Annotated in this window: 24 protein-coding genes and 1 tRNA gene; 10 read left to right on the top strand and 15 right to left on the bottom strand. The window is 71.7% G+C overall.

The annotated features are described in order from the left end of the window. Positions 1–42 precede the first annotated feature (42 nt). The gene (locus ABTY62_RS34465) at positions 43–1,008 is read left to right on the top strand and encodes a polyphosphate kinase 2 family protein (protein WP_352133348.1); all 966 of its coding nucleotides are present in this window, start codon (positions 43–45) and stop codon (positions 1,006–1,008) included. A 73-nt stretch (positions 1,009–1,081) separates the two neighbouring features. On the opposite strand, the gene mshC is transcribed toward ABTY62_RS34465, so the two are convergent. From mshC to ABTY62_RS34445, 4 genes are all read right to left on the bottom strand, one after another. Continuing rightward, positions 1,082–2,311, bottom strand: a complete 1,230-nt coding sequence (gene mshC / locus ABTY62_RS34460) for a cysteine--1-D-myo-inosityl 2-amino-2-deoxy-alpha-D-glucopyranoside ligase (protein WP_352133347.1) — start codon at positions 2,309–2,311, stop codon at positions 1,082–1,084. A 122-nt stretch (positions 2,312–2,433) separates the two neighbouring features. Next, the gene (locus ABTY62_RS34455; protein WP_352133346.1) at positions 2,434–3,288 is read right to left on the bottom strand and encodes an SCO1664 family protein; all 855 of its coding nucleotides are present in this window, start codon (positions 3,286–3,288) and stop codon (positions 2,434–2,436) included. Beyond that, positions 3,252–3,842: a DUF3090 domain-containing protein gene (locus ABTY62_RS34450; RefSeq protein ID WP_352133345.1), complete on the bottom strand. Its 591-nt coding sequence runs from the start codon at positions 3,840–3,842 to the stop codon at positions 3,252–3,254. Before ABTY62_RS34450 ends, ABTY62_RS34455 begins: the two co-directional genes overlap by 37 nt. 129 nt (positions 3,843–3,971) lie before the next feature. Beyond that, positions 3,972–4,730, bottom strand: a complete 759-nt coding sequence (locus ABTY62_RS34445) for a histidine phosphatase family protein (protein WP_352133344.1) — start codon at positions 4,728–4,730, stop codon at positions 3,972–3,974. A 97-nt stretch (positions 4,731–4,827) separates the two neighbouring features. Between ABTY62_RS34445 and corA the strand changes: the two genes are divergently transcribed. Then, a complete protein-coding gene (gene corA / locus ABTY62_RS34440; RefSeq protein ID WP_352133343.1) occupies positions 4,828–5,817 on the top strand; it encodes a magnesium/cobalt transporter CorA in 990 nt (329 codons plus the stop codon). 88 nt (positions 5,818–5,905) lie between these two features. On the opposite strand, the gene ABTY62_RS34435 is transcribed toward corA, so the two are convergent. Both ABTY62_RS34435 and ABTY62_RS34430 read right to left on the bottom strand, forming a co-directional pair. Further along, positions 5,906–6,694, bottom strand: coding sequence for a ferritin-like domain-containing protein (locus ABTY62_RS34435; protein WP_352133342.1), 789 nt, complete (start codon positions 6,692–6,694; stop codon positions 5,906–5,908). Positions 6,695–6,954: 260 nt separating this feature from the next. Beyond that, a complete protein-coding gene (locus ABTY62_RS34430) occupies positions 6,955–8,004 on the bottom strand; it encodes an LLM class F420-dependent oxidoreductase (protein ID WP_311725259.1) in 1,050 nt (349 codons plus the stop codon). Between the two features lie 128 nt (positions 8,005–8,132). Here ABTY62_RS34430 and ABTY62_RS34425 point away from each other — a divergent pair, with 128 nt between their 5' ends. After that, positions 8,133–9,116: an aldo/keto reductase gene (locus ABTY62_RS34425; protein WP_352133341.1), complete on the top strand. Its 984-nt coding sequence runs from the start codon at positions 8,133–8,135 to the stop codon at positions 9,114–9,116. Beyond that, positions 9,113–11,440, top strand: a complete 2,328-nt coding sequence (locus ABTY62_RS34420; RefSeq protein ID WP_352133340.1) for a helix-hairpin-helix domain-containing protein — start codon at positions 9,113–9,115, stop codon at positions 11,438–11,440. Before ABTY62_RS34425 ends, ABTY62_RS34420 begins: the two co-directional genes overlap by 4 nt. A gap of 97 nt (positions 11,441–11,537) precedes the next feature. Here ABTY62_RS34420 and ABTY62_RS34415 read toward each other — a convergent pair whose 3' ends face one another. Continuing rightward, positions 11,538–12,215, bottom strand: a complete 678-nt coding sequence (locus tag ABTY62_RS34415; protein ID WP_352133339.1) for a hypothetical protein — start codon at positions 12,213–12,215, stop codon at positions 11,538–11,540. Positions 12,216–12,262: 47 nt separating this feature from the next. Between ABTY62_RS34415 and ABTY62_RS34410 the strand changes: the two genes are divergently transcribed. Beyond that, complete coding sequence (locus tag ABTY62_RS34410; protein WP_018537156.1) at positions 12,263–12,451, top strand: DUF5703 family protein; 189 nt, start codon at positions 12,263–12,265, stop codon at positions 12,449–12,451. A 110-nt stretch (positions 12,452–12,561) separates the two neighbouring features. Here ABTY62_RS34410 and ABTY62_RS34405 read toward each other — a convergent pair whose 3' ends face one another. Both ABTY62_RS34405 and ABTY62_RS34400 read right to left on the bottom strand, forming a co-directional pair. Then, the gene (locus ABTY62_RS34405; protein ID WP_352133338.1) at positions 12,562–13,401 is read right to left on the bottom strand and encodes a chaplin; all 840 of its coding nucleotides are present in this window, start codon (positions 13,399–13,401) and stop codon (positions 12,562–12,564) included. Between the two features lie 273 nt (positions 13,402–13,674). Continuing rightward, entirely contained in the window at positions 13,675–15,012 is a 1,338-nt protein-coding gene (locus tag ABTY62_RS34400) for a M20/M25/M40 family metallo-hydrolase (RefSeq protein WP_352133337.1), read from the bottom strand. A gap of 255 nt (positions 15,013–15,267) precedes the next feature. Here ABTY62_RS34400 and ABTY62_RS34395 point away from each other — a divergent pair. From ABTY62_RS34395 to ABTY62_RS34385, 3 genes are all read left to right on the top strand, one after another. Further along, a tRNA-Leu gene (locus ABTY62_RS34395) sits at positions 15,268–15,352 on the top strand. A 185-nt stretch (positions 15,353–15,537) separates the two neighbouring features. Then, complete coding sequence (locus ABTY62_RS34390; protein WP_352133336.1) at positions 15,538–16,176, top strand: ATP-dependent Clp protease proteolytic subunit; 639 nt, start codon at positions 15,538–15,540, stop codon at positions 16,174–16,176. A 1-nt stretch (position 16,177) separates the two neighbouring features. Continuing rightward, positions 16,178–16,780, top strand: a complete 603-nt coding sequence (locus tag ABTY62_RS34385; protein ID WP_352133335.1) for a ClpP family protease — start codon at positions 16,178–16,180, stop codon at positions 16,778–16,780. Between the two features lie 87 nt (positions 16,781–16,867). Here the strand turns inward: ABTY62_RS34385 and ABTY62_RS34380 are convergent, their stop codons facing one another. Together ABTY62_RS34380 and ABTY62_RS34375 are read right to left on the bottom strand one after the other, a co-directional pair. Continuing rightward, the gene (locus ABTY62_RS34380) at positions 16,868–17,278 is read right to left on the bottom strand and encodes a helix-turn-helix domain-containing protein (RefSeq protein WP_352133334.1); all 411 of its coding nucleotides are present in this window, start codon (positions 17,276–17,278) and stop codon (positions 16,868–16,870) included. An 83-nt stretch (positions 17,279–17,361) separates the two neighbouring features. After that, positions 17,362–18,396 carry a hypothetical protein gene (locus tag ABTY62_RS34375; protein WP_352133333.1) on the bottom strand — a complete coding sequence of 345 codons (1,035 nt, stop codon included), beginning with the start codon at positions 18,394–18,396 and terminating at the stop codon, positions 17,362–17,364. A 316-nt stretch (positions 18,397–18,712) separates the two neighbouring features. Here ABTY62_RS34375 and ABTY62_RS34370 point away from each other — a divergent pair, with 316 nt between their 5' ends. After that, complete coding sequence (locus ABTY62_RS34370) at positions 18,713–19,342, top strand: DNA-binding response regulator (RefSeq protein WP_352133332.1); 630 nt, start codon at positions 18,713–18,715, stop codon at positions 19,340–19,342. Here the strand turns inward: ABTY62_RS34370 and ABTY62_RS34365 are convergent. Both ABTY62_RS34365 and ABTY62_RS34360 read right to left on the bottom strand, forming a co-directional pair. After that, positions 19,248–20,447 carry a hypothetical protein gene (locus ABTY62_RS34365; RefSeq protein WP_352133331.1) on the bottom strand — a complete coding sequence of 400 codons (1,200 nt, stop codon included), beginning with the start codon at positions 20,445–20,447 and terminating at the stop codon, positions 19,248–19,250. The genes ABTY62_RS34370 and ABTY62_RS34365 overlap by 95 nt on opposite strands. After that, entirely contained in the window at positions 20,440–21,543 is a 1,104-nt protein-coding gene (locus tag ABTY62_RS34360; protein ID WP_352133330.1) for a sensor histidine kinase, read from the bottom strand. Before ABTY62_RS34360 ends, ABTY62_RS34365 begins: the two co-directional genes overlap by 8 nt. A gap of 392 nt (positions 21,544–21,935) precedes the next feature. Between ABTY62_RS34360 and ABTY62_RS34355 the strand changes: the two genes are divergently transcribed. Then, on the top strand, positions 21,936–22,151 hold the full coding sequence (locus ABTY62_RS34355) for a DUF5988 family protein (protein WP_352133329.1): 216 nt from the start codon (positions 21,936–21,938) through the stop codon (positions 22,149–22,151). A 142-nt stretch (positions 22,152–22,293) separates the two neighbouring features. Here the strand turns inward: ABTY62_RS34355 and ABTY62_RS34350 are convergent, their stop codons facing one another. Together ABTY62_RS34350 and ABTY62_RS34345 are read right to left on the bottom strand one after the other, a co-directional pair. After that, entirely contained in the window at positions 22,294–23,034 is a 741-nt protein-coding gene (locus ABTY62_RS34350; RefSeq protein WP_352133328.1) for an AfsR/SARP family transcriptional regulator, read from the bottom strand. 66 nt (positions 23,035–23,100) lie between these two features. Beyond that, positions 23,101–23,865 (bottom strand): AfsR/SARP family transcriptional regulator, encoded by a 765-nt coding sequence (locus ABTY62_RS34345; RefSeq protein ID WP_352133327.1) that lies wholly within the window; start codon positions 23,863–23,865, stop codon positions 23,101–23,103. Positions 23,866–24,445: the final 580 nt, after the last annotated feature.

Below are 24,445 nucleotides of genomic sequence, written 5' to 3'. Positions count from 1 at the left end.
GGCGGAGTGTGACAAACAGGACGAAGAGAGGGGCTGTCGGCGATGGCGGACAAGAGGGCCGAGCGCATCGCGGAGTTCATCGCGCCACTGCGGGTGAAGCCGGGGTCGACCGTGGACCTGGTCGCGGACTTCGACCCCCGCTACAAGGCCGGTCTGAACAAGCAGACCGGCATCGAGCTGCTCCGGACCGGGGTGTCGCTGCTGGACGAGTACCAGACGCGGCTGGCCGCTCAGGACACGTACGGGGTGCTGCTCTGCCTCCAGGCGCTCGACGCCGGGGGCAAGGACGGCACCATCCGCCATGTCATGAGCGGGGTCAACCCGCAGGGCGTGCGGGTCAGCAGCTTCAAGGTGCCCTCCTCCGAGGAGCTCGACCACGACTATCTGTGGCGCTACGCCCGCAGGCTGCCCGCCCGGGGCGATATCGCGATCTTCAACCGTTCGCACTACGAGGAGGTTCTCGTGGTCCGGGTGCACCCGGAGGTCCTGGACCGGCAGAAGCTGCCGTCCCGGCCGTCGGGGCGGCGGCTGTGGGAGCGCCGTTACCGCGAGATCAACAACTGGGAGCGCTATCTCACCGACAACGGGTTCAAGGTGGTGAAAGTCCTCCTGAATCTGTCCAAGGAGGAGCAGCGCCTCCGCTTCATGAAGCGGATCGACCTGCCGGAGAAGAACTGGAAGTTCTCCGCGGCCGACATCAGGGAGCGCCGGTGGTGGGACGACTACCAGCAGGCGTTCTCCGAGATGCTGTCGGCCACGAGCACGTCCTGGGCGCCCTGGTACGTCGTACCGGCGGACCGGAAGTGGTTCGCCCGCATCTGCACGGCGGCGGTGCTGGCGCACACGCTGATCGAGATCGATCCGCAGTACCCGAAGGTCGACGCCAAGGCGCGGAAGGAACTGCTCACCGCCAGGCGTGAACTGGAGGCGGAGGCCCCTGAGGGCGCCCCGCCCGACCCGTACACGGCGCGGCACCCGGGGCCGGGCCGGGCCGGGGACCACGGCTGAGGCCCGGCGGCCCCCGGCCCGACGGCACGGGCGCGGGGACCGCTCCTTGCGGCTCTTCCAGCGGTTACAGCGCCTACAGCGCGACGCCGAGCAGCGCGTCCACCGCGCGGGACACCAGCCCGGGCGCGCCCTCGTCCGTGCCGCCCTCGGACTCCTGCGCCGCCGCCCAGCGGTCGACCGCGGCGAGCGCGGACGGGGCGTCGAGGTCGTCGGCCAGGGCGGTGCGGATCTCGTCGAGGAGGGCGTCGGCAGGGGGGCCGTCGGGGCGGGAGACGGCGGCGCGCCAGCGCGCGAGGCGCTCCTGGGCCTCCTGGAGGACGCCGTCGGTCCACTCCCAGTCCGCGCGGTAGTGGTGCGCGAGGAGGGCCAGGCGGATCGCCGCCGGGTCCACGCCGTCGCGGCGCAGCGCGGAGACGAAGACGAGGTTGCCCTTGGACTTGGACATCTTCTCGCCGTCGAGGGCGACCATGCCGGCGTGCACATACGCCTTGGCGAACGGCCGCTCCCCGGTGAGCACCTGGGCGTGCGAGGCGCCCATCTCGTGGTGCGGGAAGGCGAGATCGGAGCCGCCGCCCTGTACGTCGAAGCCCATGCCGAGGTGGTCGAGGGCGATGGCCACGCACTCTATGTGCCAGCCGGGGCGGCCGCGCCCCAGGGATCCGCCGTCCCAACTCGGTTCGCCCGGGCGGGCGGCCAGCCACAGCATGGGGTCCAGGGGGTTCTTCTTGCCGGGGCGGTCCGGGTCGCCGCCGCGCTCGGCCGACAGCAGCCGCATGGCCTCGGCGTCGAGTCCGGAGACCGAGCCGAAGGACGGGTCCGACTCGACGGAGAAGTAGACGTCGCCCTCCAGCTCGTAGGCGGCGCCCGCGTCGCGCAGCCGCTCCACGAGCGGGACGATCCCCGGGATCGCCTCCACGGCGCCAATGTAGTGGCGCGGCGGCAGCATCCGCAGGGCCGTCATGTCCTCGCGGAACAGGGTGGTCTCGCGCTCGGCGAGGGCCGTCCAGTCGTCGCCGTTCGCCTCGGCCCGCTCGAGCAGGGGATCGTCGATATCGGTGACGTTCTGGACGTAGTGAACCTGCCGCTTGGTGTCGAGCCACACGCGTTGCACAAGGTCAAACGCGTTATAGGTCGCCGCATGTCCCATGTGGGTGGCGTCGTACGGGGTGATACCGCAGACGTAGATACGGGCGACGGGGCCGGGGTCGAGGGAGATCGCTCCCCCGGTCGCGGTGTCGTGGATCCTCAGGTCGCGGCCTCTGCCAGGCAGGGCGGGCACCTCGGAAGCGGGCCAGGCATACATGTGTCGAGCGTAACCGGATGCCGCTTCCGGATACGAACCGGATGGCCCCTAGTTGGCTCGATAGGCGGTCTTGCGGAATCGCCCGTGACCTGCTGTGTCTGCCGGCTCCGCCCGGTACGCCGTCAGACCGGGGGCCAGGGGATGGCGGGCCACTGCCCGCTGGGCTTGGGGTGGCGCCCGGACCGCAGCAGGGCCGCGACCCGGGCGCGCAGCGCCGCGATCTCGGCTTCTGTGATCAGCTCGGCCAGCCGCGCGGTGAGCGGACCGCCGTCGGCCAGCCGTTCCGCGAGCCGCCGCAGCACGGTGAGCGCCTCGTCGGACAGCGGCTCCCCCGCCCAGCCCCACAGCAGGGTGCGCAGCTTGTCGTCAGCGTTGAAGGTCACACCGTGATCAATCGCATAGAGCCGCCCGTCGGGGGCGGGCAGCAGATGCCCGCCCTTGCGGTCGCCGTTGTTGATCACGGCGTCGAGGACGGCCAGCCGGCGCAGCCGCTCGTCGTCGGCGTGCACCAGCAGCGCGGTGCGGCCCTCCTCGACCTCGGCGAAGGCGACGGCCTTCCAGCCCGGGCCCGGCTCGTCTCCGTCGACGAGCGCGAGCAGCTCCGGGGCGTCGTCGCCGTCCTCGCCGTCCTCGCCGGTGGCCGCCTCGATCCACAGCTGGCACATGCCCTGCCCGTACGGCCCGTCCCGCAGCACGGTCGGCGGCACCAGGCCCCACCCGGTGGCCTCGGAGAGCTCGTAGGCCGCGACCTCGCGCTGGGCGAGGGTGCCGTCCGGGAAGTCCCACAGCGGGCGCTCCCCGGCCACCGGCTTGTAGACGCAGGCGGCGCTGTGGCCCTCGTACTCGACCGTGCAGTACAGCACGGCGTTGGACGCCTCCCGGACCCGGCCGCGCACCGTCAGCTCACCCCGCGCCAGCAGCTCGGACGGCTCCGGAGGCGTCACGCCCCGCGGCGATATCCGTTCTGGCGCGGACATACGTGTCCCTCCGGGTCGAGCGGCAGACTGCACAGCGGGCACGGCGGGCGGCCGGCGTTGACGACCTCCAGGGCGCGCTTGGCGAACGCGCGCGCCTGGGGCCCGGTGAGCCGCACCCGGAGCATCGGCGGCCCGTTGACCTCGTCCTGGAGCAGCCGCTCCTCGGCCTCGGCGAGGTCCTCCTCGGACTCCGCCTCCAGCTCGACGAGGGCCTGCGCCTCCACGATCATGCGCTGCTCCTCGCCGTCCCAGGCGAGCGCCATGGTGCCGACGCGGAACTCCTCGTCCACCGGGACCTCCAGCGGCGCGGTGTCGGAGAGATCCGGGGGCGCGACGGCCGGCACCGGGGCGTTTCCGCCGGTGCGCCGCACCACCTCGTCCAGCAGCTCGTCTATCCGCTCGGCGAGCGCGGCGACCTGGGTCTTCTCAAGCGCGACGCTGGTGGTCCGGCCGCCCCCTGACGCCTGGAGGAAAAAGGTGCGGCGCCCGGGCAGCCCGACCGTGCCGGCGACGAAACGGTCCGGCGGGTCATAGAGGAACACCTGACGGGACAACGTCCTGCTCCATTTGGTTCGACGTGGTTTTCAGGGTTTTGGCTGTCGACTGCTGGGGTCGCGCGACCGCCCGGCCACGGCTGTGCACGGTTGGGCGGCGCCGCGGCACCACCCTACTGCGCTCGGCGATCACGGTGCTCCCGCGCCGCCGCCCACCTCCGCGTCCCCGGCCCGGTCTTCGTCCGTGCCACCGCCCACGTCCGCGCTCGTGTCTTCGGCAGCGCCGGCGCCCGCCTCGGCGCCCGCGTCGTCCTGCCGGGGCGCGAGGGAGCCGAAGTCGCCGGTGTCGCCGAGCCGCACGAGGAAGGGGCGCAGCCGGGTGTAGCGGACAGCGGTGACCGAGCAGGGCTCGACCGAGATGCGCTGGAAGAGATCCAGGTGCAGGCCGAGCGCGTCGGCGATGAGCGCCTTGATGACGTCGCCGTGCGAGCACATCAGGTAGACCGCGTCGGCACCGTGCTCCTCCTCGATCCGGGCGTTCCAGTCGCGCACCGCGTCGACCGCGCGCGCCTGCATGGCCCGCATGGATTCGCCGCCCGGGAAGGCGGCGGCGGAGGGGTGCTGCTGGACGACCTTCATGAGGGGCTCGTCGGCGAGCTCGGCGAGCTTGCGCCCGGACCAGTCGCCGTAGTGGCACTCCCCGATCCGCTCGTCGGTGTGCAGGGGCAGCTCGGGCCGGGCGGCCAGCAGCGGGGCCAGGGTCTCCCGGCAGCGCTGGAGCGGGCTGGTGACGGCGGCGGCGAGCGGCAGAGCGGCGAGCCGCCCGGGCAGGGCCTCGGCCTGGGCCGTGCCGCGCTCGTCGAGGGCGACGCCGGGCGTCCAGCCCGCGAGGACTCCCGCGGTGTTCGCGGTGGACCGGCCGTGCCGTACGAGGATCAGCGTGGGCATGCCTGCCACCCTACGGCCCCCGCGCCGCGCCCCCGGGGCAGGCCTCGGGGGCCGCCCGGAGGGCCTCCCCGTGCGCTTTTGCCGCAAGCGGGGCAGAATGCCCCGCGTGATCGTGGACTGTGCCATCTACCAGGACGGGCGGCGTACCGAGGGGCCCGCCGACTTCTCCGACGCCCTCGACCAGGCGAGAGCGTCCGGTGACTCGTTCCTGTGGATCGGCCTGCACGAGCCGACGGAGAAGGAGTTCGAGCTGGTCACCAGCGAGTTCGGGCTGCACCCGCTGGCCGTCGAGGACGCGCTGCGCGCCCACCAGCGGCCCAAGCTGGAGGTCTACGACGACTCGCTGTTCCTGGTGCTCAAGCCGGTCGAGTACGACGACACGGCGGACACCGTGACCGCCGGAGAGCTGATGGTGTTCGTCGGCGACTCGTTCGCGGTGACCGTGCGGCACGGCCAGGCCAATCCGCTCAGCGCGGTCCGCGAGCGCCTGGAGAAGACCCCCGAGGTGCTCCAGCACGGACCCACGGCCGTGATGTACGCGGTGTCCGACGCGGTCGTGGACCACTATCTGGACGTGGCCGACTCGCTCCGCGTGGACCTGGACGAGCTGGAGACGGAGGTGTTCGGCCCGTCGGGGGCGGTGGCGAACACGGCCGGGCGGATCTACGCCTTCAAGCGCCAGGTGCTCGAATTCCGGCGGGCCACGGGCCCGTTGGCGGATCCGATGGCGCGGCTCGCGGGCGCGGGGGTGCCGTTCGTGGACGAGGGGTCGCGTCCGTTCTTCCGCGACGTCAGCGACCATCTGACCCGGGTGAACGAGCATGTCGAGGGGCTCGACCGGCTGCTGTCGGACATACTCGCCGCGCATCTGGCGCAGATGGGTGTGCGGCAGAACGACGACATGCGGAAGATCTCGGCGTGGGCGGCGATGGCCGCGGTGCCCACGCTGATCGCCGGGGTCTACGGCATGAACTTCAAGCACATGCCCGAGCTGAGCCGGCCCTGGGGCTATCCGGCGGCGCTGATGCTCATGATCGTGGCGGTCTTCGGGCTGTACCGCTTCTTCAAGGGGCGCGGCTGGCTCTGACCGGCTGGCTCTGAGCGGCTGGCTCTGAGCGGCTGGCTCCGAGGGGGCGGCGCCGTGGCCGACCGGCCAGGAGCGGGGCGTACGCGGGCTAGGCGAACTCGGGGGCGGGCGTCGCGGGCCCGCCGAGCGCGTCCCGCCGCTCGGGCATCCGCAGCGCCACCATGCGCCGCCAGCCGCCGAGCCGCTCGAACACGTACAGGGCACGGATGCCCGCCGCCAGCAGCGCCGCCCTGGCCCTCGACCAGCCCAGGATGCGGCCCATGCGCGCCATCACAGCGAGGCCGACGTCGCGGTGGACCCGCGATTCGGCGAGCGCGCACTCCTTGAGGGCGCGCTGAATGGTCCGGCCGTGGCCGGCGGTGGCCAGGCGCAGCAGTTCCTCATGGCAATAGGCGAGGTGGTTGTCCTCGTCGCCCGAGATCATCCCGATCGCGCGGCCGAGGAACGGATCGTCCCCGAAGTACCGGCACAGCTGCGCCATCTGGCCGGCGGCCCGCTGCTCGGTGACCCGGCTGTGGGCGAGGTAGATGACGATGTCGCGCTCGGTCAGCGGCTCGTCGCGGCGCAGCTTGTCGTGGGCGAGGCCGATGCCGCGCGCTTCGAGCAGCATGGTGTAGTCGGTCTCGCCCGGGACCTCGACCGGGTCGAGACCGCGCCGGCGCAGCAGGGCGTTGAAGATCCTGCCGTGCTTGTCCTCGTCCGCGCCGTGCCGGGCGATCTTCGGGGCGAGGGCGCGCTGGCTCTCCGGCACGAGGGCGGCGATCCGTCCGTTCTCCCAGCCGCCCTGGGCCTCGCCGCTGGCGGCGATGGAGCAGAAGAGCCGGAACGACTCGTCGTTGTCGAGGATCTCCTGGAACAGCTTCTTCGCCGAGAGCATCTCCGCCACCTCCGTGCACGGCGTCGCACGACGTTCCGCGCAGCAAAAGTCAAATGCCGCGGGTCGGCGGCGGCAACAGATGGGCGGCCCGGCTGCGCCGGACGGACGAGTGGGAGGGCGCCGGGCCCGCGTAACCGCGCGGGCCCCGAGGCGTTGTGCTGAGTGACGGCCGTGGCGGGGAAGACACCCCGAGCCCCCACCACGGCCGTAGAACTCCCCGGCTTCCCCGGCCCAGCCGGTGTCCCCCCGCCGGAACGCCGCTAGGCCAGCCCGGCTCGCTCCAGGGCCTCGACGCCCGCGCGGAGGCCCGCGAGGCGCTCGTCGAGGGTGAAGCCCGACGGGGACAGCGAGAGCGTGGTGACCCCGGCCTCGGCGTAGGCCCGCATCCGGTCGGCGATGCGCTCGACGGGCCCGAGCAGCGCCGTGGAGTCGATCAGCTCGCGCGGGATGGCGGCCGCGGCGCCCTCCTTGTCGCCGGTCAGGTACTTCTCCTGGATCTCGGCGGCCTCCTTCTCGTACCCCATCCGCCGCGCCAGCTTGTTGTAGAAGTTCTGCTTCGCGCTGCCCATGCCGCCCACGTACAGCGCGGTGTAGGGGCGGAAGCGGTCCGCGAGGTCGTCGATGTCCTCGCCGACCGCCATCGGCACGGTGGGCACCAGGTCGAAGCCGTTCAGGTCCTTGCCGGCCTTCTCCCGGCCCGCGCGGATCGGGCCCAGGGTCGTCGCCTCGGCGTGCTCGGGCGCGAAGAAGACGACCAGCGCGCCGTCCGCGATCTCACCGGTCTGCTCGAGGTTCTTCGGGCCGATGGCGGCGATGTACAGCGGGATGTGCTCGCGCACCGGATGCACGGTGAGCTTGATGGGCTTGCCGGGGCCGCCGGGCAGCGGCAGGGTCCAGTTCTCGCCCTCGTGCGTCAGCCGCTCGCGGGACATGGCCTTGCGGATGATCTCCACGTACTCGCGGGTGCGGGCCAGCGGCTTGTCGAAGCGCACGCCGTACCAGCCCTCGGAGACCTGCGGCCCCGAGACGCCGAGGCCGAGCCGGAAGCGGCCCCCGGAGAGCGAGTCGAGGGTCGCCGCGGTCATCGCCGTCATCGCGGGCGTACGGGCCGGGATCTGGAAGATGGCGGACCCGACGTCGATGCGCTCGGTCTGCGCGGCCACCCAGGAGAGCACGGTGGCGGCGTCGGAGCCGTACGCCTCGGCGGCCCAGCAGACCGCGTAGCCGAGGCGGTCGGCCTCCCGGGCGACCGCGAGGTTGTCCGCGTCCATCCCGGCGCCCCAGTAGCCGAGGTTGATTCCGAGCCTCATGCCGCACCCCTTACCCATCAGTAACGTCCTTGTCGCCCGGACTCTAGCGCGCCGCGTCGGGGTACGTCAGGACCGGGTTATCCACAGGCCGAACACGGTTCGATCTCCGGCCAGTAATCTCAACGTTCATGGAGCTAAGGCACCTCGGCCGCACGGGCCTGCGCGTATCCCGGCTCGGGCTCGGCACGCTCACCTGGGGGCGGGACACCGAAGAACACGACGCCGCGGATCAGCTCAAGGCGTTCTGGGACGCGGGCGGGACACTCGTGGACACCGCCGATGTGTACGCGGACGGCGGCGCCGAGTACCTCCTGGGCCAGCTGATGGAAGGTCTGGTGCCGCGCCGCGACCTACAGATCGCCACCAAGGCGGGGAGCGTCCCCGACCCCGACCGCCGTTTCGACGGCTCGCGGGGCCACCTGCTGGCCGCGCTCGACGGCTCGCTCGCGCGGCTCGGCACCGACTATGTCGATCTGTGGCAGGTGCACGCCTTCGACCCGGTCACCCCGATCGAGGAGACGCTCCAGGCGCTGGACATCGCGGTCAGCAGCGGGCGGGCGCGGTATGTGGGGGTGTCCAACTTCTCCGGCTGGCAGCTCGCCAAGGCGGCCACCTGGCAGCTCGCCTCGCCCGGCGCGCACACCCGGCTCGCCAGCACACAGATGGAGTATTCGCTGCTCCAGCGCGGAATCGAGCGGGAGGTGCTGCCCGCCGCCCTGGACCTGGGCCTGGGCATACTGCCCTCCTCCCCGCTGGGCCGCGGGGTGCTGACCGGCAAGTACCGCCACACGACCCCGGCCGACTCGCGCGGCGCCTCCGGGCAGCTGGCGGCCTTCGTCGCCCCGTATCTCGACGAGGAGGCGAGCCGGATCGTCGAGGCCGTCTCCACCGCGGCAGACGGCCTGGCGACCACCCCGCTGCATGTGGCGCTCGCCTGGGTCCGGGACCGCCCGGGCGTCACCGCGCCGATCGTCGGCGCGCGGAACGCACAGCAGCTCAGGGCCGCGCTGTCAGTGGAGGCGCTTAGTCTTCCCGAGGAAATCTGCCGGGCGCTCGACGATGTGTCGGCGCCCGTGCACCGCTATCCCGATCAGGACTGGAGCACCCTGTGAGCACCGACCGCCTCGCCGGCGAGGCCGCCTCCGCACCCGAGGAGGAGCCCACCCCCGACACCCCCGCGGCGCGGACGGCTACCGACGCGGCCGACGGGGCCCCCGACAGCGGTGGCGACGAAAAGGGCGAAGCCCAGGCGGCGTCCGCCTCCGGCGCGGGAAGCGAGGAGCCCCCGGCCAAGCCGGCGGAGGGCGGCAAGCGGTCCGCCGCGGCCGAGGCGCTGGCCGCGGCGGTGCGGGCCGTGGAGAGCGGCGAGCGGTCGGCGGCCTCGTTCTTCAACGACGCACCCGCGGCCCGCCAGGGCGGTGCCGCGGCGCGAGCCGCGGGGGGCGGCGGGGCCCGCCCTGGCGGTGCCCGGGAGCGTGCGGGCGGCCCGGGGCCCGAGCGGCCCCGGTCGGCCGGGCCCGGCGGGCCCGCCGGAGGGCCGGGCGCCGGGCAGCCGGTCCGCACGACTGTCCCGCCCGGCCCGGTGCCGCGCCCGGCGGGGGACGTCCCCGGCGCCGGCGAGGTCCGGCAGGTGCTGGTCGAGGGCGGCGCCCCCGAGGCCCTGGCCGGTGCGGTCGCGGCCGCGCTGGGCGAGGGGGCTGCGGAGGTGTTGCGCGAGGACCCCTGGCAGCTGCTGGCCGTGCCCGGTGTGCGCCACGACCAGGCGGACGGCTTCGCCCGGGCCCTGCTCGGGCCGGACTGCGGGCCGGGGGACGAGCGCCGGTCGCAGGCGCTCACGGTCTGGCTGCTCGAGCGCGCGGCGCTCGAAGGGCACACCGCGCTGGAGTCCTCCGCGCTGCGCGCCGGGCTCGCCGAGCTGTCCGTGCCGGATCCGGACGCGGGGCTGCGTTCCGCGATCGCGGACGGCCGGGTGCTGGTCTTCCAGGACGCCCTCGACACCCCGGGGGCCGCCCGTCCGGCGGCCGGAGACGGGGACGGGGAGGACGAGGAGCGGCCGGTGCGGATCCTCCTGGGGCTGGACCGCTTCGCCCTGGCGGAGGAGAGCCTGGCCGACGGCCTGGCCCGGCTCGCCGGCACCTTCGCCGACCGGTCCGGCGGCCCGGCGCCCGATACCGAGGAGAGCGCGGCCGACGGCGAGTCCGGCGGCTCCGGTGACTCCGGTGACGGCGATGCGGAGGTGGGCGCGGGTGCCCCAGGCGCGGCCGACTGGGAGGCCGCGGCCGCCGCCGCGCCGAGCCCGTCCGCCGCGGAGCTGATCCGCGCGGTGGCGGACCACGGGCTGGTCGCCCACAGCGGCGGCGAGGCCGCCCGGGCCGAACCGGCGGCGCTCGTCGCCGCGGCCAGGTCCCTGGGGCTGCGGGCGTACGCGGCGGCGCACACCGAGGACGGCAGGCAGCGGCTGGCCGCGCTGGTCGACGCCGCCTCGGCGGTCACCGTCGCCGGGCTGCTCTCCGGTCACGAGGGCCCGGGCCGCGACGAGGACGGGGCGCTCGCGCTCGATCTGCTCGCCGTGCTGGACGCCCCGCAGCTGGACGTGGAGACCGCGGCGATGCTCGTGGAGTCGCTGCCGGACGGTGCGCGGCTGGTGCTGAGCGGGGACCCCGGTGTGCTGGGCTCGGCGGGCCCGGGCAAGGTCTTCGCGGATCTGCTGGCCGCCCGCCGCTGCCCCCAGCTCGTCTCCCGGACGCCGGACCCCGGGCCGATCGGCGAGCTGGTCTCGGGCATCGGGATCGGTGAGCTCAACCAGGTCGAGGCCCCCGGCAAGGAGGTCGTGATCGTCCCGGCGCGGGACGCGGGCGAGGCCGTGCACCGCGCGGTCCAGCTGGTCGCCGACTCGGTGCCGCGCGCGATCGGCGTGGAGCCGGAACACACACAGGTGATCACCCCGGGCCACGGCGGCGGCGCGGGGACCCGCGCGCTCAACGCCGCCCTGAAGGAGCGGCTGAACCCCGGCCCCGGCCGGTTCGGCGGCTTCGACCCGGGCGACCGGGTCGCCTATGTCCCGGCGCCGGGCCGTGCGCTGCCGGGCACGGTGGTCTCGGCGGATGCCGACGGTCTGCATCTGGACTGCACGGGCACCGCCGTCGTGGTGCCCCGTGAGCAGGTCGCCGACACGGTCCGCCTCGGCTGGGCGCTCACCGCCCACCAGGCGGCCGGGGCCCGCTGGCCGGCGGTGGTCGTGGTGCTGCCAGGCGACGCGGCCGCGGGTCTGACCAGGGCCTGGGCGTACACGGCCTTCAGCCGGGGCGAGCGCCATCTGTCCGTGGTGCACGGCGCCGAGGCGGCCCTGGCGCGGGCGGTGGCGGAGATCCCGGCGGCGGAGCGGACCACCCGGCTGCGGTCGCTGCTCCAGACGCAGCTCCCGTCCGCCGGGTAGGCCCTCACATGGAACGACGCCCCGTCCGCGGATTCGCCGGACGGGGCGTCCAAGGCGCCGTCCTGCGCGACGGGCGCCTCAAGCAGGTGCTCGGGGCTCAGCTCCCCGGGCCCAGCACCTCCAGGTCGTCCTCGTCGTCCAGCTCCTCGTCGAAGACCGAGCTCACATCGAAGCGGCAGACGACCTGCTCCGGATCCGGCTGGTCGAAGGGGGTGGCCAGCCACTCCCCCGGCTCGGGGAGCTCGTCCCCGGCCGCCACCCACAGGGTCGAGTCGCCCTCCTCCAGGCCGAACTCCTTGTGGCGGGAGGCGATCTCGTCCGGTTCGTACTCGCCGAAGATCACGCCGACGGCGGCCTGCACGCTGTCGCCGACGGCAGCCGCGCCGCCCGGCCCGCCACCGTCTCCGGGGCCGGCCCCGGTGCCCTGGTCCGGCTCGGCGACCCGCCGGGCCTGCGCGAGCAGGCGCTGCGGTTCGACGACCGCGTAGTCCCTGCGGATCAGCACGGTCAGTGCGCTCGGTTCCTCGGGCCCGGTATAGGCGGGCAGGGAGTCGTCCCCAGGGATCTCGAAGGGCGTCACCTCGTCGTAGGCGTCATAGAGCAGCTCGTCGTACACCTCGGCTGCCGCGGCCAGTTCGTTGAACGCGTCGTAGACGGCCCGGTCGTCCTCCCCGGACCGGCGTTCGACAGCGTCGAGGTGACGATCCAGTGCGGCTTTCACCGCTTCGGCGGCGGCGCGTACCTCGGCAGCGGATGGCTGCGCAGCATCAGACATAGTGCAGACGCTATCCGTAGCGGGCCTGGTCCCGCACAATAGATGCGATGCCGGAATACGAATTCTGTGACGTGTATGTGCCGCGCGGGGTCTCCCGCAAGGCCGCCACACGCCTGCTGACCGACCATGCCGAGTACGGACACTGGGAGCTGGACCGCCTTCGCCTGAATCCCGACGGCAGCCGCAGAGTGCGGTTGCGCCGCCGGATCATCCGCCAGCTCCGAGCCACGTGGTGAGCCGCTGACGCGCTGAGCGGGCCCCGCCGGTGTGCGGGGCCCGCTCGTGATCACGCCGGAGCGCGATGTTGCCGGTCTCAGTACCGGCTCAGTGCGGCCTCAGAGCCGCCTCAGTGCTGTCCGGCCCGCGCCCTGCGGTAGAGCACGGTGCCCGCGAGCAGCATGCCCGCGGCCGCCGGGATGGCCAGCGCGACCGGCCCGGCGCCGGTGTGCGCGAGCTGCTCACTGCCGGCCAGCTGGGAGCCCCCGAGGTGCGAGGAGGCGTCCACGCCGTTCGCACCGACCTGCTGGGCTCCGTGGTTCCCGCCGTGGCCCGCCGCGTGGCCGCCGCCGTTCCCCGGCGAGGAGGGCGTGGGCGTGTGGCCGCCCGGGTTGTTGTGCCCGGGGTTGTGCGGCTTCCCCGGGTCGTCCGGCTTCCCGGGGTTGCCCGGGTCACCCGGCTCGTCGGGGTTGCCCGGCTCATCGGGGTTACCGGGCTCGTCGGGGTTGCCCGGCTCCTCGGGGTCGTTCGGAACGGCGTCCACGACGCCGCCGCACTCGCCACCCATGTCGCTGTTCCCGACCGTGCCGACCCCGACGCCGTTACCGCAGACGTTCGCCGGCACATGGACCGGGACCTGGACGGCGTTGCCGGAGCCGACGCCCGACGAGCTCTCGGTGCCGCCCTCCGCGCTGGAGCCGCCCTGCTGGGAGCCCCCGGAGGCGCCCGTCTTGTTGCCGCAGCCGCTTCCCCCACCGCTGTTGAACACCCCGAGGACGGTCGCGGTGTTGCCACACACGTTGACCGGGACCTCGACGGGCGCCTGGATCAAGTTGCCGGACACCGCTCCCGGCGAGTGCGCGGCGCTGCCGCCGGCCCCCGTGTCCGCGTAGGCGTAGCCGCCGGTCACGGCAAGTACCCCGCCCGCCGCCGCGATGGTGATCAGGCCCTTTTTCGCAACCTGTCGCATAACTCTCTCGCTCCCCTGCCTTCCGTCCCGCGGTATGCGCACGGGCCGAATCGCCCGCCCCCCACCCGGGCCTCCCCGGAGCACCTCACCGGTCTCCGGGGCCACCCGGGATCGCACACCTCGGGACTGTGACTCCACGTCACATGATCGATGCAACGGCCCTGTTGGGGGCCGCACACCATGTAACGAGGAAGGAGCAATCGAGCTATGAAGCTACGACACCATTCACCCTTATTGATTCAGTCAGTATGTGTGATCGATTAGCCCATCCGGTCAGCAGGCGTCGATGAACCGGTCCAGCACCCTGACGCCGAACTTGAGCCCCTCCACCGGCACCCGCTCGTCGACTCCGTGGAACATGCCGGCGAAGTCCAGCTCCGGGGGCAGCTGGAGCGGCGCGAAGCCGAAGCAGCGGATGCCGAGGTCGTCGAAGGACTTGGCGTCGGTGCCACCCGAGAGGCAGTACGGCACGGCGCGGGCGATCGGGTCCTCGGCCTTGAGCGCCAACTGCATGGCGTCGACCAGCGCGCCGTCGAAGGTGGTCTCCAGGGCCTTGTCCGCGTGCACGTCCTCGCGCCTGACCCGCGGGCCGAGGATCCGGTCCAGGTCGGCCAGGAACTCCTCCTCGTACCCCGGCAGGAAGCGGCCGTCCACATGGGCCGTGGCCTGGCCCGGGATGACGTTGACCTTGTAGCCGGCGCCGAGCATGGTCGGCGCGGCGGTGTTCTGGAGCGTGGCCCCGATCAGCTTGGCGATGCCGCCGAGCTTGGCAAGCGTCTCGTCCATGTTCTCCGGGTCGAGCGGGGTGCCGAGCGCGTCGGACAGCTCGTCGAGGAAGGACCGCACCGTCTTGGTGACACGGACCGGGAACTTGTGCCGCCCGAGCCGCCCGACCGCCTCGCAGAGCTCGGTGATCGCGTTGTCGTTGTTGGTCATCGAGCCGTGCCCGGCGGTGCCGTCCACGGTCAGCCGCATCCAGTGCATGCCCTTCTGGGCGGTCTCGACCAGGTAGAGCCGCAGATTCTCGTTGACCGTGAAGGAGAAGCCGCCGACCTCGCCGATCGCCTCGGTCACGCCCTCGAAGAGGTCCCGGTGGTTGTCGACGAGGTGCCGCGCGCCGTACACCCCGCCCGCCTCCTCGTCGGCGAGGAAGGCCAGCACGATGTCGCGCGGGGGCTTGCGGCCGCTGCGCAGCCGGTCGCGTACGACCGCGAGCGTCATCGCGTCCATGTCCTTCATGTCCACCGCGCCACGGCCCCAGACGCATCCGTCCGCGATCTCGCCGGAGAAGGGGTGGTGGGTCCAGTCGTGGGCGTTGGCGGGGACGACGTCGGTGTGGCCGTGGATGAGCAGCGCGGGGCGCGAGGGGTCCTCGCCCGCGATCCGCGCGACCGTCGACGCCCGGCCCTGGTCCGACTCGAAGATCTGCGGCTCGAGCCCCACCTCGGCGAGCTTCTCCGCGACGTACTCGGCGGCCGCGCGCTCGCCCGGGCCCGAGTTGTCGCCGTAGTTACTGGTGTCGATCCGGATCAGGTCACGGCACAGGTCGACGACCTCGTCCTCACCACTGACCGTGCCGGTCGCCCTCGCGGCCGAAGTCGACTCGCTCACACTGCCTCCTCAAGGTTCTGCTGCCGTGCGGCACCCGCGCGCGGGCAGGGCCCGCGACAGGGGTCCTCCGCCATCCTCCCCCGCACACCCGTCCAGCCCAAGGCGGAAATACCGCCGTCACACCCCGTCCACACTTCCCGCGCCCCGGCCCGCCGCGGGGGCCGCCCGGGGCACGGGTACGCGTGATCGAGCACGTCCGGATGTTTGCTATGGTTTTCCCGTCGGAACGGCCCAGGGCCGGGCGGCAGACACCTTGTCCGGGTGGCGGAATGGCAGACGCGCTAGCTTGAGGTGCTAGTGCCCTTTATCGGGCGTGGGGGTTCAAGTCCCCCCTCGGACACTCACCATATGTACATGGTTATGAGGGTTGTGATTCAACGATCACAGCCCTCTTTCTTGTGTCGAATTTCTTGTGTCGAAGACTCTGCCCGTGGCGAATCTGCGGCGGGCAGAGAAATCGCATCCGGGGGTCTCCCGAGGTCAAGAGTGGAGTCGACGGCATCCCTGCCTCGACAAGGAGACCAGATGACTTCACTCACCACGCTCCCGCCCCGCGCGGAGGAGGGCGACACACCGCCCAGCCGCTTCGACGACCATCTCGCGGCACAGCTGCTCGCCCAGCGGATCATCCTCCTCGGCACACAGGTCGACGACGTGTCGGCCAACCGGGTGTGTGCGCAGTTGCTGCTGCTGTCGGCGGAGGACCCGCGCACCGACATCAGCCTGTACATCAACAGCCCCGGCGGGTCGGTCACCGCGGGCCTCGCCATCTACGACACCATGCGGCTCATCCCGAACGACGTCTCGACGCTGGCGATGGGGTTCGCCGCCAGCATGGGCCAGTTCCTGGTCACCGTGGGGACGCCCGGCAAGCGGTTCGCGCTGCCGAACGCGCGGATCATGATGCACCAGCCCTCAGCGGGCATCGGTGGCAGCGCCGCGGACATCGAGATCCAGGCGGAGAACCTCCAGTTCACCAAGAAGGCCATCGAGCGGATCACCGCCGAGCACACCGGGCAGGGCGAGGAGACGATCGCGCGGGACGGCGACCGGGACCGCTGGTTCACGGCCGAGCAGGCCAGGGAGTACGGGATCGTGGACCGGGTGGTGGAGTCGGTCGCCGACATCCGCCCGGCCGCGTCGCGCCGACGGATGGGGCTGTGACATGGGGTCGTACACGGTTCCCTACGTCATCGAGCGGACCGCGCAGGGTGAGCGGTCCTACGACGTCTTCAGCCGGCTGCTGAACGAGCGGATCATCTTCCTCGGCACCGAGATAGACGACGGGGTCGCCAATGTGGTCATCGCGCAACTCCTGCATCTGGAGTCGGCGAACCCCGAGCGCGAGATCTCGATCTATCTCAACTCGCCCGGCGGATCGTTCACTTCACTGATGGCGATCTACGACACGATGACGTTCGTGCAGGCGCCGATCTCCACGTTCTGCGTCGGTCAGGCGGCGTCGACGGCGGCGGTGCTGCTGGCCGGCGGGGATCCCGGGCGACGGTTCGTGCTCCAGCACGCGCGGGTGCTGCTCGGCCAGCCGGCCAGCGGCGGCCGGCAGGGAACGGTCTCCGATCTCAGCCTCGCAGCCAAGGAGATGGTCCGTATCCGCTCGCAGGTGGAGGAGGTCCTGTCCCGGCACACGCATCACGACGTGGCGACGCTGCGCGCGGACATGGACCGGGAAAAGGTGCTCACCGCCGAGGAGGCCGTCGCCTACGGGCTCGCCGACGAGGTGCTGAACCGACGGCTCGCGTTCGTCTGACCCCGCGCGGCCTTGGCCGAAGGCCGACGAACCGACGGCCGGTACGGCGGGGTTACGCCCCGTCGTACCGGCCGTCGGTTGGTTCGGTCAGGCGGCGAGGCAGAGGCCGTCGTACCGCGCCGTGGGCGACGTGCGGCCCCGGCCCATGCGGCTCCGGGCGTGCCGGGCCAGCTCGTCCTGGGCGAGCGAGAGCAGGTCGGCGAGGCCGAGCCCGAGGGCCTGGGCGGCGGCCGCGAGTACCTCGGAGGAGGCCTCCTTGCGTCCGCGCTCCAGCTCCGACAGGTACGGCATCGAGATCCGGGCCGTCTCCGCGACGTCCTTCAGCGTGCGCTCCTGGGCGAGCCGCTCGCGCCGCAGCGCACCGCCGACGAGGTCGCGCCACAGGGGTTCCCTCGGCGCGGGTGGCTGTGGGGCGCGGGTCGCCTCGCCGGAACCGGGCGGCGAGGTCTGCGGGCGCAGGGGGATGACGTGGGCTTCGTTCGGCGCATGAGTGCTCACCCCCTCAGCCTAGGGATCCGGGGCGCCGGGGGAAGGGAGCGGCGTTCTGCCCTGGGTGAAGCCGCGCGCGGGCGGACTATGACTCAGCAAGTGGCCCAGCGACGGATTCGTCCCTCGGCGGGCCGTTCGTATCCGGGGATGTGCATGGTCAGCCAGGTACCGTCGCCGAGACCGCGCACGAACCCGCCCTCCTGTTCACCAGGGAACTGCTCGGGGTACGCGACAGGCCCGATCGGCTCCAAGGTGTCGGTGCGGAGCAACAGATGTCGGCTCTTCTCGCCGTCGTGACGTCCGGCGACGAGCACCTGTTTCTGGTCCACGAAACAGGCGCCCTCGGTGAATTCCCAGTGATCCCATCGCCCGTCCTCGTTCAGCCGGATCTCGCTCCCCGCGAAGTCGCCCACGACGACGTCGTGCCAGGTACCGCCGAGCCAGTGGCGACCGTCGGGAGACACGTCCAGCGGGAACCAGCGCCCTCGGACGGGAGCGCTCTCGACGTTGTCGTGCCAGGCGGTCCAGCTGCCATCCGCTGCATGACCGTCGAAGTAGGCGAATCCCAGCCGGCTCCGATCGGGAGAGGCGATGATGTCCGTGGTCCCCCGGTAGCGGGATTCCGCTCTACCGGTGATCTGGGAGTCCGACATCCTGACCACCCAACGCTCGGCGTCGTCCACCCAGTTCTCGTCGGCGTACGGGCCGAGGACCGGCACGAAGGCCCACAACTCGGAGCCGTCGGAGCTGAACACTCCACAGGCCGGCACCGCGTCGCCGCCGGCATCGCCGAACGTGGGATATGTGGTGCGCCAGGCCACCCTTCCGGTCGAGTCGACGACCATCATGCGCTCGGTGCCCGCGAGAACCGCCCACCGGTGATCAGGGCTCACATCGACCCGGATGTCCCCATCCGGCTCCCGATACCGACGCGCCAGTTCCTCCGGGACAGGGAAGCGGGAGACGACCCGCAACGCACGGTCCAGCACCATGACCTCGCGGGCGCAGGGAACTGCCAGGAAGCCGTCCGTCAACAAGCGCACCGCGCCGCGTAGTGGTACGGACACCTCCGCGACCAGTTGCGCCCGCACCCCCGGGCCTAAGGAGGCATAAAGATCATCAGGCATGCGGGGAAGGGTACCTGCCCCACTCTCAGGGGGTGGACGGGACCGGGCACCGGCTCGACTCGGGCAAACGTTCTCATGCCGAACAAGCGTTCATTAACGGAATCTTTCGCCACGCTTCCGCATTCGAGGTGTAAAACCCGGGGAGCCTTTGGGCAGGCTCGGCTCCGATTGCACGGGAACCCCAAGCATGACGTGAAGCATCACAGCAAGCGAGTCCATGCCACACAACCTCAAGGCACATCAGTTTGTCTACTCCTTGTACAGGTTCGTCACGAATAGGTAGGTGGGCGTGGAGTTAGGGATTGCCCTCAGCGTCGTGTTGGTCGATGATCACCCCGTGGTACGCGCGGGCATCGCGGCCTGGTGTGCCGCCGCCCACGTGCCGATCAAGGTGGTGGCCGAGGGGTCGGACCTCTCGGTGGCCCTCTGCGGTCCGGGCCGGGGCGCGGACGTCGTGGTCATGGACCTGCTGTTGCAGAACGGGCGACCCGCGTACGAGGAGTTGCAGGTGCTGGTCGCGCAGGAGCGCAAGGTCGTCGTCTACACCATGCGGGACAGCCAGGAGGCGGCGTTGACCTGCATGGACCTGGGCTCGGCCACCTACATCACCAAGGCGGAGGGGCAGCGGCACCTGGTCAAGGCGATCCAGGCCGCCGCCGCGGACATCCCCTACACACCCCCGTCGCTGGCCGGCGCGTTCGGCAGCGACACCCGGCAGAGCCGCCCGGTGCTGTCCGTGCGGGAGGTGGAGGTGCTGGTGGAGTGGTTCCAGTCCGAGTCGAAGGCCATGGTGGCGAAGAGCCTGGGGATCTCGGAGCGCACGGTGAACACCTATCTGGACCGGGTGCGGATCAAGTACGCGAACGCCGGCCGCCCGGCGACCACGAAGGCCAAGCTGGTGGCCAGGGCGGTTCAGGACGGTCTGATCGCGCTGGACGAGCTGTGATCCGGCACGCGGCCTCCACGAGGAGACGGTCCTCCGCGCGGACCGTGCGCACCCGGATCCCGCTCGCGGCCGGCTCGGGCAGCCGATCCCGCAGCGCGTCCACCACCACGCCCACGCGTACCTGATTCTCGCCGCGCACCACGGTGACGCGCGCCGTCTGCCGGGCGGCGGCCAGTGCGGCGATGACCGGGTCCAGGAGCGCGCGGCGCAGCGGCAGCGGCAGTTCGAGGGGGTCGCCGCGGACGGCGAGCTGCACGGTGGTCCCGTTGCGCTCGGCGACGTCGATACAGGCCCGCATCTCGTGGACCAGCGGGTCGAACGTACAGTCGCTCTCCGCGAACAGCCGCCTCAGCCGGGCGGCTTCCAGCGCGCAGGCCCGGCGCACCTCGTCGTCCCGTGGGTCCAGGGAGCCGTTGGCGAGGCCGGTGAGCAGGGGCAGCACGGTCGTGTTCAGCTCGGCGTAGCGCCGGCGCTGGTCCGTCTGGATCTGGGTGGCGACGGCGATGCGGGTGCGCACCCGCTCCTGCACCTGGAGGGCCTCCCCGATGGCGGTGCTGCTGTTGAGCAGCAGCTTCGCGCCGGCGGCGATGGTCATCTGGAAGCAGCAGGCGGACAGTGCGCTCGCGGCCATGCCCGCGGCGATGGGCCGCGAGGGAACGTCGGCCGTCAGCAACTGGGCGGTGTTGACGGCCAGATGGCAGCCGATGAAGGCGCCGAACGCCATGGGTCCCCGGTGGCCGAGCAGGACGACGGCGAACCAGCCCACGAGGGTGAAGGACCAGTGGGAGGCGCCGACGAAGTACTGGCTCGCCGGCACCTGGGTGGTGGCGGCCACCGAGGCGGCGAAGGCGCCGGCCAGCGCCGTCGGCACCCAGCCGCGCGGCCAGGGGCGCCCGTCGAGGCCGAGGAGGACGCTGCCGCCGAGGATCACCGTGAGCAGTCCGTAGGCGGTCACGGGGACCCAGGGGTGCCGGTACTCCTCCAGGCTGCTCAGGAGGCCGGGCAGCGCGAGTCCGAAGTGGAGGGTGACCAGGATGACCAGTGCCCCGGCGCGGATGCCGCGGAGCTGGTGACGGGTGATCAGCTGACGCAGGTCCTCAGCCACGCGGCCACTCCAGACGTACCGTCGTGCCGCACCCCGGCCGGGACTCCACGGTGCCGCGGCCCCCGACGCTCGCCATCCGCCCGCGGATGGAACGCTGGATCCCGATCCGCTGGGCGGGAACGCGAGCGGTGTCGAACCCCACCCCGCTGTCGGTGATGGTCACGACCACGGTGTGGCGGGTGCGCACCGCCGTGACCCGCACGGCGCCCACCCCCGCGTAGCGCTCCACGTTGCGCAGCGCCTCGCCGAGGCCGCCGCGCAGCGCCGCCGCGGCGGGGCGCCAGACCGTGCCGAGATCCGGGTCGAACAGCGTGGTGGCCCGGAGAGGATGCGCGGCGACCTCGGCGGCCAGCTCGACGGTCAGGTCCACCTCCCCCGCGGCGGACTGCTCGGTGCGCAGTCGGACGAGGTCGCTCGCGGCCTGGGCGCGCAGCGTCTCCGGCCGCATCGACGCCCATGGCGCCGAGGCGATCAGCAGGGTCGCGCAGGCGGTGTCGTGGAGCGCGGCCAGGTGTTCCCGCTCCGCCGCGCACCGGGCCTCCGCCGCCTCGCCCTGCCGGCGCGCCCGCGCGGCCCGGTCGGCGGCCTCGTCGGCCGCCCGGCTCTCACCGAACACCAGTCGGACCACGGCCTGGGCCAGGACGATGTTCACCAGCACCCAGCCCAGGCTGTACGCGACGTCGGTCAACTCCTGGTGCGGGTGCAGCGTGGCGCCCGCCAGGTCGGCGCAGCACAGCCAGAGCGTCGCCAGAATCGCGACGAGGGGCGGCTGCATGAGCTGGTAGGCGACGGCCGTGAAGTTGAGGGACACCAGGATCCAGGTGCTGCCGTGGTCGGTCGGCGCGTCGGGGACGGTGAGCCGCTGGCTGAGACACAGCGCGGTCATGACCGCCAGGTCGAGGGCGAGCAGCCGCCCGGGCCGTAACGTCGAGGCGTTGGCGAGCCACAGGTGGATCCAGCTCCAGGCGAACGCGGCGGACGCGATCGCCGCTGCGACCGCCATCTTCCCCGCCTCCATGCCCACCACGGCCAGCACCGCGCAGGCGCTCATCACCCCGGCGCGGCCGTAGAGCGCCAACTGCCGGTTGAACGCCACGTATTCGCGCGCCCAGGGTCCCGATGACTCGGGTAAGCGCCTCAGGCCCGGCAGCTGGACGCGGAGCGGAAGTGAGGGAAGCGGCATGGGTCATCCATCCTCGGCGACCGTCTGTGTGACACGGCGATGGCGGGAACCTCACGATCCGTGAGGGAGGGAACCTCTTTTGTCGTCGTTTTGTCGGTCGAACGACCCTCACACCGCATGACCCTGCGCGTCTACGCTGGACCAGGCGCAGCGGGTCCGGGGGAGCAGGTCGGGGCGATCTGCCATCTCACCCATGTCGGGCCCCCACAAGACCTTGGTGAACAAGGAGTTTGTCACACATCGGCGCGCTTTCACCTCATGCCAACCTTCTCTTGAAATGTATAGCGAAGGGAATGCAGTCGCTTATGCCCACATCCGCACCCAATGCCATCCTGCGCGGGGGTCCCACGCAGCTGACCGATCAGTCGTGCGCGCGGTATGTCCACGACACCGACTCGACCTTGAAGCTCCTCGTCGGCAACGCCTACGAACACTTCCGGCCCACAGCTCGGTTCGAGGAGCACCAGGGGCAGCACCTGCGGGTCTTCGAGTGGATTCGCCGGACCTACGTCGCCGAATGACCCGGGGCCCGGAATCATCGCCGGTGGGCTCGCCCGCGCCGTGCGCGGGAGGCCCCCGGCGAGTTCGGGCCGGCCGACCGGGCGGACGGACAGCCAGACGGGCGGACGGGGCCGGGGCCCGGGTCACCGCCGGCCCGCTCCGTCAGGTCGAGGCGAGCACGGTGTGGCGGAGCTCTCTGAGCTTCCGCCCGGGTTCGAGCCCCAGCTCACGGTCGAGGACGCGCCGGGCGGACTCGTATATGCCGAGCGCCTCGGACTTCCGGTCGGAGCGGTAGAGGGCCAGCATCAGCTGGCCGTAGAACGTCTCCCGGAGCGGGAACTCGTCGACGAGGGACCGCAGCCGGCCGACCAGCTCCTGATGGCGGCCCAGTTCGAGCTGGGCCTCCGCGGACATCTCCGCGCACTCGATGCGCATCTCGGCGAGCCGCTTGAGGAAGCCCGCCATGATCGGCCCCGGCTGGACATTGCCGAACGCCGGGCCCCGCCACAGCGCCAGGGCCTGCTCGAAGCGGGCGGCCGCCGCCGCGGGCTCCCCGCCCCTGAGGCGCTTGCGGCCGTCCGCGACCAGACGCTGGAAGACATCGAAATCACATTCGCTCGACGCCCGGCGCAGCATATATCCACCGGGACGCGTGACGATGGGATCCGGCTGGCCGGGCCGGCTCAGGAACTTGCGGAGCCGCGAAATGCAGACGTAGATGCTCGCGGTGGTCCGCCGCGGGGGCAGCTCGCCCCAGATCTCCCTCGTGAGCTGATCCGCCACGACAACCTGATCCGAGCGGATCAGCAGAACCGCGAGAACCGTGGCGAGTTTCTGCGCTCTGAGCAGTGAACTGCCCTTTTCATCGACGACGTGGAGAGGTCCTAAAATCTCGTACCGCACTGAATTTCCCCCTGTACTCGGTCGGCACTGAATTTACCTCGGCGTTACTCCGCACCACTTCGCCGGCTAGGCGGCTTCGAGCTCCGGCGCATCGACGAGCACGGCGTGATGCAGCCGCTTGAGAGTGGCGGACGGCTCCAGCCCGAGTTCCTCCCCCAGGACCGTCCGCGCCGACTGATAGACGCTCAGGGCGTCCGCTCTGCACCCCGAACGGTAGAGCGCCAGCATGAGCTGCCGGTAGAACGCCTCGTGCAGCGGAAGCTCCTCGATCCGCGCATAGAGATAGCTGACGAATTCACGGTGGCGGCCGATTTCCAGGCCGGCGTCCACGAACGACTCGACACATTCCAGCCGGGCCTGCTCGGCCCAGCACACGAAGCCGTTGACGATGGCCCCGTCACGCAGGTCCTCGAGCACCGGGCCGCGCCAGAGGTCGAGCCCCTCCTCGTACGCCTCGCACGCCTCCTGGGTGCGCCCGGCCCGCCGCGCGGACCGGCCCTGGCGCACCAGGTCCTGGAAGACGTGGAAGTCCAGTTCATCCGCGCCGAGACGCAGCACATAGCCGCTGCGCGCGGTCACGATGGGGCTCTCGGTCCGGTCGGCGGAACGCCTGAGGAACTTGCGGAGCTGGGACACATAGACGTGGAGCGTGGCCACGGCCTGACGCGGTGCGCGAGTACCCCAGATCTCCTTCACGAGATCCTCACTGCTCACCACGTCGTCCGCACGCACCAGCAGAGCGGCCAGCAGCACCTCGATCTTCCGGGCGCTGAGCGAGGTCGTGGACGTGCCGTCCACGACGCGCAGCGGGCAGAGTATCTCGTACCTCATGACGCGCGACCCCCCGCCGTGGTCGGCGCCACGCCGGCCCTGGGGCACTCACCATTGCGTTCGAATTTGGTCAGCATTCGAAATTCACCCCGATTTTATGTTCGAACCTGTCGACCATACACAAGACGGCCCGAAGCCTTTATGGTAGCGCTTCGGACCTCAGTGGTGACGTCTTACCCACGCCGTGGACAGCTTAGCCAGAACGAAGCCACGTCTGCACTTTACACGCGGATACAACATTGCCCCCAGTTCGATATTGGCGTCGGGTGAGAGTGGGCTTCTCGGCTATGAAGATCGACGGACGCTTTGCGATCGGCGGGTGCGCTGAATCATCGTGCACCACTGCGGCCGGCGCCGGGGACGCCGATTGGCGCTGACGGCGGAACAATCGGCAACAGCGCTCGCAGAGAAAACAGCATCGCCGCATCCTAACGGCGCACGGCGCGGCAGTGTGAGGGTCGATCTACCGACAACCAAATGGGCATATACGGCGATTCATCGACCAGTGACCGTCGCCGCCCCGGCTGCTCGGGCCGCGATCACCTGGTGTCGGGCCCCGGTGCGGCAGATCATCGACGCG

Origin of the sequence: Streptomyces sp. NPDC097640 (assembly GCF_040302705.1) — a bacterium.
Classification (GTDB): Bacteria; Actinomycetota; Actinomycetes; order Streptomycetales; family Streptomycetaceae; genus Streptomyces.
The sequence above is the reverse complement of the archived record's forward strand: the minus strand, read 5'-3'. Positions and strand labels throughout refer to the sequence as shown.